Genomic DNA, 6,481 nt, shown 5'->3' on the forward strand with positions numbered 1-6,481 from the left:
GTATATCACTATAAGTTAAATTAATAACCTATAGCGATATGCTTTGTTTTAAACATTGGGGTTAATCAATCACTAAAATTCAGGTGATACAATGTTGTCAACATCGGCTGTTGTATCAATGCCCGCCTTCGCTTGTTCGGCAAGTATCTTTTTTAGTTTTTGCTGATAAGCATCGCTCTTTAGGTAGTTCTGAAGTTTTAATGTGGCCTTTTTCATTTCCTCCTGATGCAACTTCAGCTCGCGGTTATTTTGATAGGCTTGCAGCTTTTGGCTCAGTAAGCGCATGTTATCTTGCTTTAAGCCGAGGCTTTTTAAGCCGTATGCTTTATGCAGGCTATCGCTCACCGCACGCATCGCATTCTGCACTTTTTTATAGCTTTCGCTTTCGTAGTATTGATGCAGTTTCAGGCTTAGTTCGTGCAATTGGTTTGTTTGCTCTTTAATTTTAGTTGAGTTGCTTAAGGCTGTTATTTTGTTACTTAGCTCATCAACCTTTTTAGCTTGCTGCTCAAACGCATCGCTGGCGGGTTTAAGTTTGCCAAGCTTTGCTCCCTCAATATCTAAGTTCTTCTGCAGGGTTTTAAACTCTGCACTGTTATAATAGCTGTCAATAAATTTGCTCAGGCTTTCAATCTCGTTGTTAAGCTTAGCTAATTCCGGGTTATTGCTCAGGCTTTCCAGTTCCTCAGCAACTTTTTCCTGTCTGTTGGTTAAAGCTTTCAATTCCGGACTATTATAATAAGCATCAAGCGCTTCGCCGTTTTTTTCCAGTTCGGTGGTTAGGTTTCTAAACTCGCCACTTTCGTAAAATTTGCTTATAAATGCACTGTGTTTATCTATCTCGGCACCCAATCGTTCTAACTCTGGGTCGTTGCTAACAACTACGTTTCTACCATTAACGCGTACTATGCTTTTTTTAGCTGCAACATCGGGTTTAGTTTTTGCCACGCGCTTTTTAGCGGGTACGGTATCGCCCAATAGCTGCTGCACAAATTCCGGTTTTTCGGTGTTTACAATCAGGGTTTTGTTTTTTATCTGCGGGTTAAACCAGGCTATGCTGCCCAGGCTAAAGGTAAACAGTAACAGGGCAGCCAGGGTATGCCTTACGTTTATGGTTAACTTTTTTGTTGTCATGATACGTTCTATTCGGTTAAGTAATAAGTGTTTTTTGCCGGTGGCCGCGAGTGCCAGCTGCAGGTTATTTTGTTTTTGTTGTTCGAGTTTTAAAAGCGCGCGGGCGTACACGAGCGGCTCGCCGGTTATAGCTACTACTTCATCGTCACAACAGTTTTCGCGTTCGATATTAATGCCGCGGTTAATCAGCATCGTAAACGGATTATAGAAGAGTACCACGCTTATTATCTGTTGGATCATATTCAGCAGGTAGTCGTTACGTTTAATATGCGCCAGTTCATGCAGTAGTATGGCTTCAACCTCTGCGGCCGACAGGTTTGCCGACAAGCTTACCGGCAGCAGTATAATGGGTTTTAAGTAACCAATGGTACCGGGTACATCAATCAGTTCGCTAAAGTATACGCCTGCCTTTTTTGTGAGCTTTAAGGCCGAGCTTAGCTGCTCAACAGTTTGATTGTATGTGGATGTTCTATCAAGCGAACGTTTTACCTGGCTGATGTGATTCCAGGCGAGAAATAGTTTCAGCGAATTAAAGAGCAAACCTGCTATGTAGATCACCGCGATGTAAGGCAGATACCGGTCAAGGGCGTATTGGTATTGCCGGTACGATTGCTCGGATATATTCAGATATTTAGGCAGGTAAGGTATAGCCCCGCCAGCCGGCGCGGCCGCTTGCCAGTTAACCAGGGTTGCTTCGTTAATCAATGTCAGTACAAACCAACCCGCCATGAGCAACAATGCGCCAAAACTCAGGTTATGTTTGGCGGCCGATTTTAATTTGGGCAGCAACGCCAGCGTAAACTGAAGCACCAGGTAAATAAGCAAGCCCTGCCATAACGAATGGATAACGGTTACACCTAAAATCTGGCTGATGTTTTGAACAATGGTTTCCATAGCGGCTTATTGTTTATTTTCAAACTGATCGAGATATTTCTTTATAGCGTCAATTTCCTCTTTCGAGGTTTTGTGCTGGCCAAGTGCCTGCATTACTAAATCAGACGCAGAACCGCTGTACACCGTTGCAATGAATTTATCTAAAGCGGTTTTTTGCGCATCCTCGCGAGTGATAGCGGCTTTATACAGATGAGTTTTTGATGATGTATCGCGCGATACCAAACCTTTTTCATGCATAATCTGCATCAGCTTTAAGGTTGTGGTATAACCAGCATCTTTGTTTTTTGAAAGTTCGTCGTGCACATCGCGAACGGTGCATTCGCCTTTTGCCCACATCACCTGTAAAATTTCAAGTTCGCTTTCAGTTGGTTTTACGTCACTCATGTCTTATCTACGATTTTCTTCGTACAAATATCTACGATGATTTTCGTAAATGCAAATTTTTGCAAATAAAATATTTTAAAAAGTGAAGATTATTTTAGCGCGTCGTACTTTAACCCATTTGAGGGATCAGTTTGCATAAGCAGGTTGTAGGCGGCGGTGCGTTCCTGTTGCGGTGCTTTACTGTAGATGGATACCAGCTCATTACTCTTGGTGGTATAAAACACCACCGGCAACATAGAGCCTAATCGTTTACGGTCAACCGAGGCAAGGGTGGGCAACAGGGCATTAATGTTTTGCCTTCCTTTTACCACATTATCCGCCATAAGGTCGAGCCCGTTGCGGTGGTAATCGTACATAAAATTGCGTAGATTGATATACAGGCGGTTATTCAGGTTTTCAGAGAGCCAGTAGCGGTTCAGGTTACTGTCAAACGCTTTCCACCCTCTAAACGATGCCGTTTGCGCATTTACCACTATATTTTGTGCGGCTGCAAAAAACGGCGTTCCGCCCAGTCGCGAAAAGCTGTCATAGTCCATTCCTACAATTACGTAGGCATAAAAGGCCATTACGGCACTCAAATTGCCCTGAAAGTTTTGGTCGGTATAATCAATAGTTTGCCCTTCGGTATAGCTGAAATCAAACTCACGGTCGTTGATGTTTAGCAGCGTAGTAGTATATGCCGAGTTATACACCGGCCGAGAAGCCTGCACTTGCAGTTCCCCACTGAAATTGCTTGCACCATCCCAGGCGGTAACATTCAGGGTAAACGTACAATCAATACGTTCCTGTGGCAATATTGCGTCGGGCGTCCATTTGCGGCCATTCAAAAAATCGCGCATGGCGGTTTCCAGCACGTCGAAAATACGCTTGTTGGTAACCTGTATAGTTGGGGTAAGCACCTGTACACGGGCGTTTAAGTCCTGGGCGTGGGCTGTGATGCTTAAGCCCACCAATAATAATATGTACAGGTATTGCTTCATTAACGGTTTAGCAGCTCAATCAGTTTATTGCTTATATCAGCGGCTACTTCAGCTTTGCTTTTCAAATCAAAAACACTTTTATTAAGTTGCCTGTCAATCATGGTTATTTTGTTGGTATCGCCTTTAAAACCTGCGCCGTTGTCGTTCAGTGAATTTAATATAATCAGATCAAGGTTCTTTTTATTCAACTTGTCAATGGCGTACTGCTCTTCGTTTTCCGTTTCAAGGGCAAAGCCGATCAATACCTGGTTTGTACGTTTTATTTCGCCAAGGGTTTTTAATATATCAGTAGTTTTTTTCAGGTCGATATTCAGTGAAGACTCCTGTTTCTTAATTTTTTGAGACGCTACTTCAACCGGTGTATAATCAGCAACGGCGGCACTCATTACACAGGCGTCAGCATCCGGAAAGGCCGTAAGGCAGGCATCCAACATCTCATTAGCCGAGGTAACATCTATCCTGTAAATATAGCGGTTTGTAGCTTTTTGCGCGGTAGGTCCTGCTACAAGCGTAACCTCTGCACCCAGGTCGGCCAGTCGGTCAGCAATGGCAAAGCCCATTTTGCCGGATGAATGGTTACCAATAAAGCGCACCGGATCTATCGCCTCATAAGTAGGCCCGGCGGTTACCAGTACTTTTTTACCGGCAAGCGGCAGGTTCTTATTTAGTTCGTTCTGTAACAATTCAACTATCTCTTCCGGCTCAGCCATACGGCCTTGCCCATAAAGTCCGCTGGCGAGTTCGCCCGTGCCCGCAGGTATCAGTATATTACCGTAAGCTTTTAACGTGTTCAAATTATTAAGCGTAGCCGCATGTTTAAACATATCCAGATCCATAGCCGGGGCAAAGTAAACCGGGCATTTGGCCGAAAGGTACACGGCCATCAGCAAATTATCGCAAAGCCCATTAGCCATTTTTGCTAAGGTGTTAGCCGTAGCGGGCGCTATCAGCATCATATCCGCCCAAAGCCCCAGGCTGACGTGGTTGTCCCACTCGCCGCTTTCGGCATCAAAGTATTTTATATGTACCGGATTTTTTGAAAGGGTGGAAAGGGTAAGCGGCGTAATAAAGTTTGCAGCGTCAGGCGTCATCACTACCTGCACATTGGCTCCGGCTTTAACCAGCAGGCGCACCAGCAGAGCCGATTTGTAAGCGGCAATACTTCCGCATACGCCAACAATAATGTTTTTATCTTTAAGCATGTATTTATAACATGTTCTGCGCAAATATTTAATTCAGGCAGAACGGTATGCTGCAAAGATAGTTTATATAAAAAAAAATCCCCCTTTTTGTAAGGGGGATCTCCGTATTATAATTCTTTAGCTTCTTTAGCCGGGTTACGGTAGTAGATCTTATCATCTAAAAACTCCTGAACCGCTACCAGCGTTGGTTTTGGCAGCTTTTCGTAATGTTTAGATATTTCTATCTGTTCGCGGTTCTCGAACACCTCTTCCAGGTTATCATTTGCGGAGGCAAACTCTGATAGTTTTTGGTGAAGCTCCTCTTTTATATTGTTTGATATCTGGTTGGCGCGTTTGCCCATAACCACTAATGATTCATAGATATTGTCTGTTCCTTTGTCAAGCTCACGCAGGTCGCGGGTAACGGTGCTGCTTGCCACAGCTGATTTATTGTTAACGGTACTCATATCTTTGTTAATTTGTTAATTCCGGGTTCTTATCTTTAATTGATGGTGGCTGTGCGGTAGCGGTATCTTTTTCGGCAACCTTTTTAGCCAGTTTTGGGTTAAGTGAAGCCTGCGCTACAATGCGCTTTGCGCGGGTTATACCGGCCTCGCTATCTTTAATATATTCTTTGGCATCTCTAACGAGTTTGCTGTCTGGATGTTTCTCAATAAATTCATCCGCGTATTTTATAGCATCGCCGTAACGCTCTTCCTGCTTAAACTCGGTGCTCTTATCAGCATATGTATACTGCGCCCTGATGGTTAAAAACTCGAGCTCTTCGCCATACTTAGTATCCGGGTAATCGCGCAGGGTATTGTTAAATGCGATAACCGCTGCCTGGTAATCGCCTATAGTAAGGTATAACTTAGCATTTTCATAAGCTTTTTGCTCCAGCTTATCGCGCAGGTTTTGTATTAACTTACCGGCTTCGGCCACACGGTCACTTTTAGGGTACAGGTTGATAAACAACTGCAACGCTTCAATAGCTTTGCTGGTATTATCCTGATCGAGCGAGTATATCGGCGAATCAAGGTAATAACAGTAAGCCGACATAAAGCGGCACTCCTCGGCCCTGTTACTTGACGGATACGTATCGGCAAATGTTTTAAAATGATAACGTGCCGAAGTATAGTCCCTCAGCTTATAGTTGGTGTAAGCGTAATAGTAAAACAAATCCTCAGCTTCTGAGCGTCCGCGGTAGCGTTGTACCAGGTCATCAAACAGCTCGAGCGCACGGCCATAGTTTTTTTCGTTGTAGTAACGTAGGGCCTCTTTGTATTTTTTAGCATTATCGTTACTGGCTTTCAGCTTCTCAAACTTGCTTTTACAACTGCCCAAAGCAAGCGCTAAAACTGCTACAAAGCCACACAGTAACAATAGTTGTTTTTTAAACATTCTGCAAAGATAGTTAATATTATAAATCAGTCAATTATTTTATTCGGCGCGTAAATATAAGCCCGGCTTGTGTAAGTAACGTTAACGCAGCAGTGCTTTAACATTTTTTAACCAAATTTATTGTGAGATGAATGTGTACTTTATATATATGTGATAGTTGACTTTTAAGGGGAGTAAGTAGCCATATAATATAATAACTTAATGTTGATGGAGTGTGGAAGGGCGTTAACAGCGGTTTGACTGCATTTGTTTGCCTTTTCATTAATTTTTTTCTCTCTGATGCACAGCGTGTTTAAACAGGTATTGAAAGAAAAAGGGGGTTAGTATTTGGAAAGGTGTTAAAATGGCGTACCTTTGCAGCCGCTTTGATAGATAAAGCGAATGTTATTTGAAAGTAAGGCGAAGGTAAAGAGAGGGGTTTGAAGGAGAGCTTGAGGGTGATCCGGAGACGAGCAGAGCGGCAAGAAAAACTTTAAGATTATTCTTGTGCAGAAGAAAAGAAAGATG

Annotated in this window: 6 protein-coding genes; all 6 read right to left on the reverse strand. The window is 43.2% G+C overall.

Annotation, left to right across the window (positions count from 1 at the left end; all coding sequences use genetic code 11):
• Positions 1-72 precede the first annotated feature (72 nt).
• The 6 genes from LT679_RS17915 to LT679_RS17940 all read right to left on the reverse strand — a co-directional run bounded on the left by LT679_RS17915 (position 73) and on the right by LT679_RS17940 (position 5,974).
• Positions 73-2,028 (reverse strand): M56 family metallopeptidase, encoded by a 1,956-nt coding sequence (locus tag LT679_RS17915; RefSeq protein WP_232179048.1) that lies wholly within the window; start codon positions 2,026-2,028, stop codon positions 73-75.
• Between the two features lie 6 nt (positions 2,029-2,034).
• On the reverse strand, positions 2,035-2,412 hold the full coding sequence (locus LT679_RS17920) for a BlaI/MecI/CopY family transcriptional regulator (RefSeq protein WP_232179049.1): 378 nt from the start codon (positions 2,410-2,412) through the stop codon (positions 2,035-2,037).
• A gap of 89 nt (positions 2,413-2,501) precedes the next feature.
• Entirely contained in the window at positions 2,502-3,392 is an 891-nt protein-coding gene (gene porD / locus LT679_RS17925; protein ID WP_232179050.1) for a type IX secretion system protein PorD, read from the reverse strand.
• Positions 3,392-4,594 (reverse strand): bifunctional phosphopantothenoylcysteine decarboxylase/phosphopantothenate--cysteine ligase CoaBC, encoded by a 1,203-nt coding sequence (gene coaBC, locus LT679_RS17930; RefSeq protein WP_232179051.1) that lies wholly within the window; start codon positions 4,592-4,594, stop codon positions 3,392-3,394. The genes porD and coaBC overlap by 1 nt, the downstream gene beginning before the upstream one ends.
• A gap of 107 nt (positions 4,595-4,701) precedes the next feature.
• Positions 4,702-5,040 (reverse strand): DNA-directed RNA polymerase subunit omega, encoded by a 339-nt coding sequence (locus LT679_RS17935; RefSeq protein ID WP_232179053.1) that lies wholly within the window; start codon positions 5,038-5,040, stop codon positions 4,702-4,704.
• A 7-nt stretch (positions 5,041-5,047) separates the two neighbouring features.
• Positions 5,048-5,974 carry an outer membrane protein assembly factor BamD gene (locus tag LT679_RS17940; protein ID WP_232179054.1) on the reverse strand — a complete coding sequence of 309 codons (927 nt, stop codon included), beginning with the start codon at positions 5,972-5,974 and terminating at the stop codon, positions 5,048-5,050.
• Positions 5,975-6,481 lie beyond the last annotated feature (507 nt).

Source organism: Mucilaginibacter roseus (genome assembly GCF_021215455.1).
GTDB classification, from domain to species: Bacteria; Bacteroidota; Bacteroidia; order Sphingobacteriales; family Sphingobacteriaceae; genus Mucilaginibacter; species Mucilaginibacter roseus.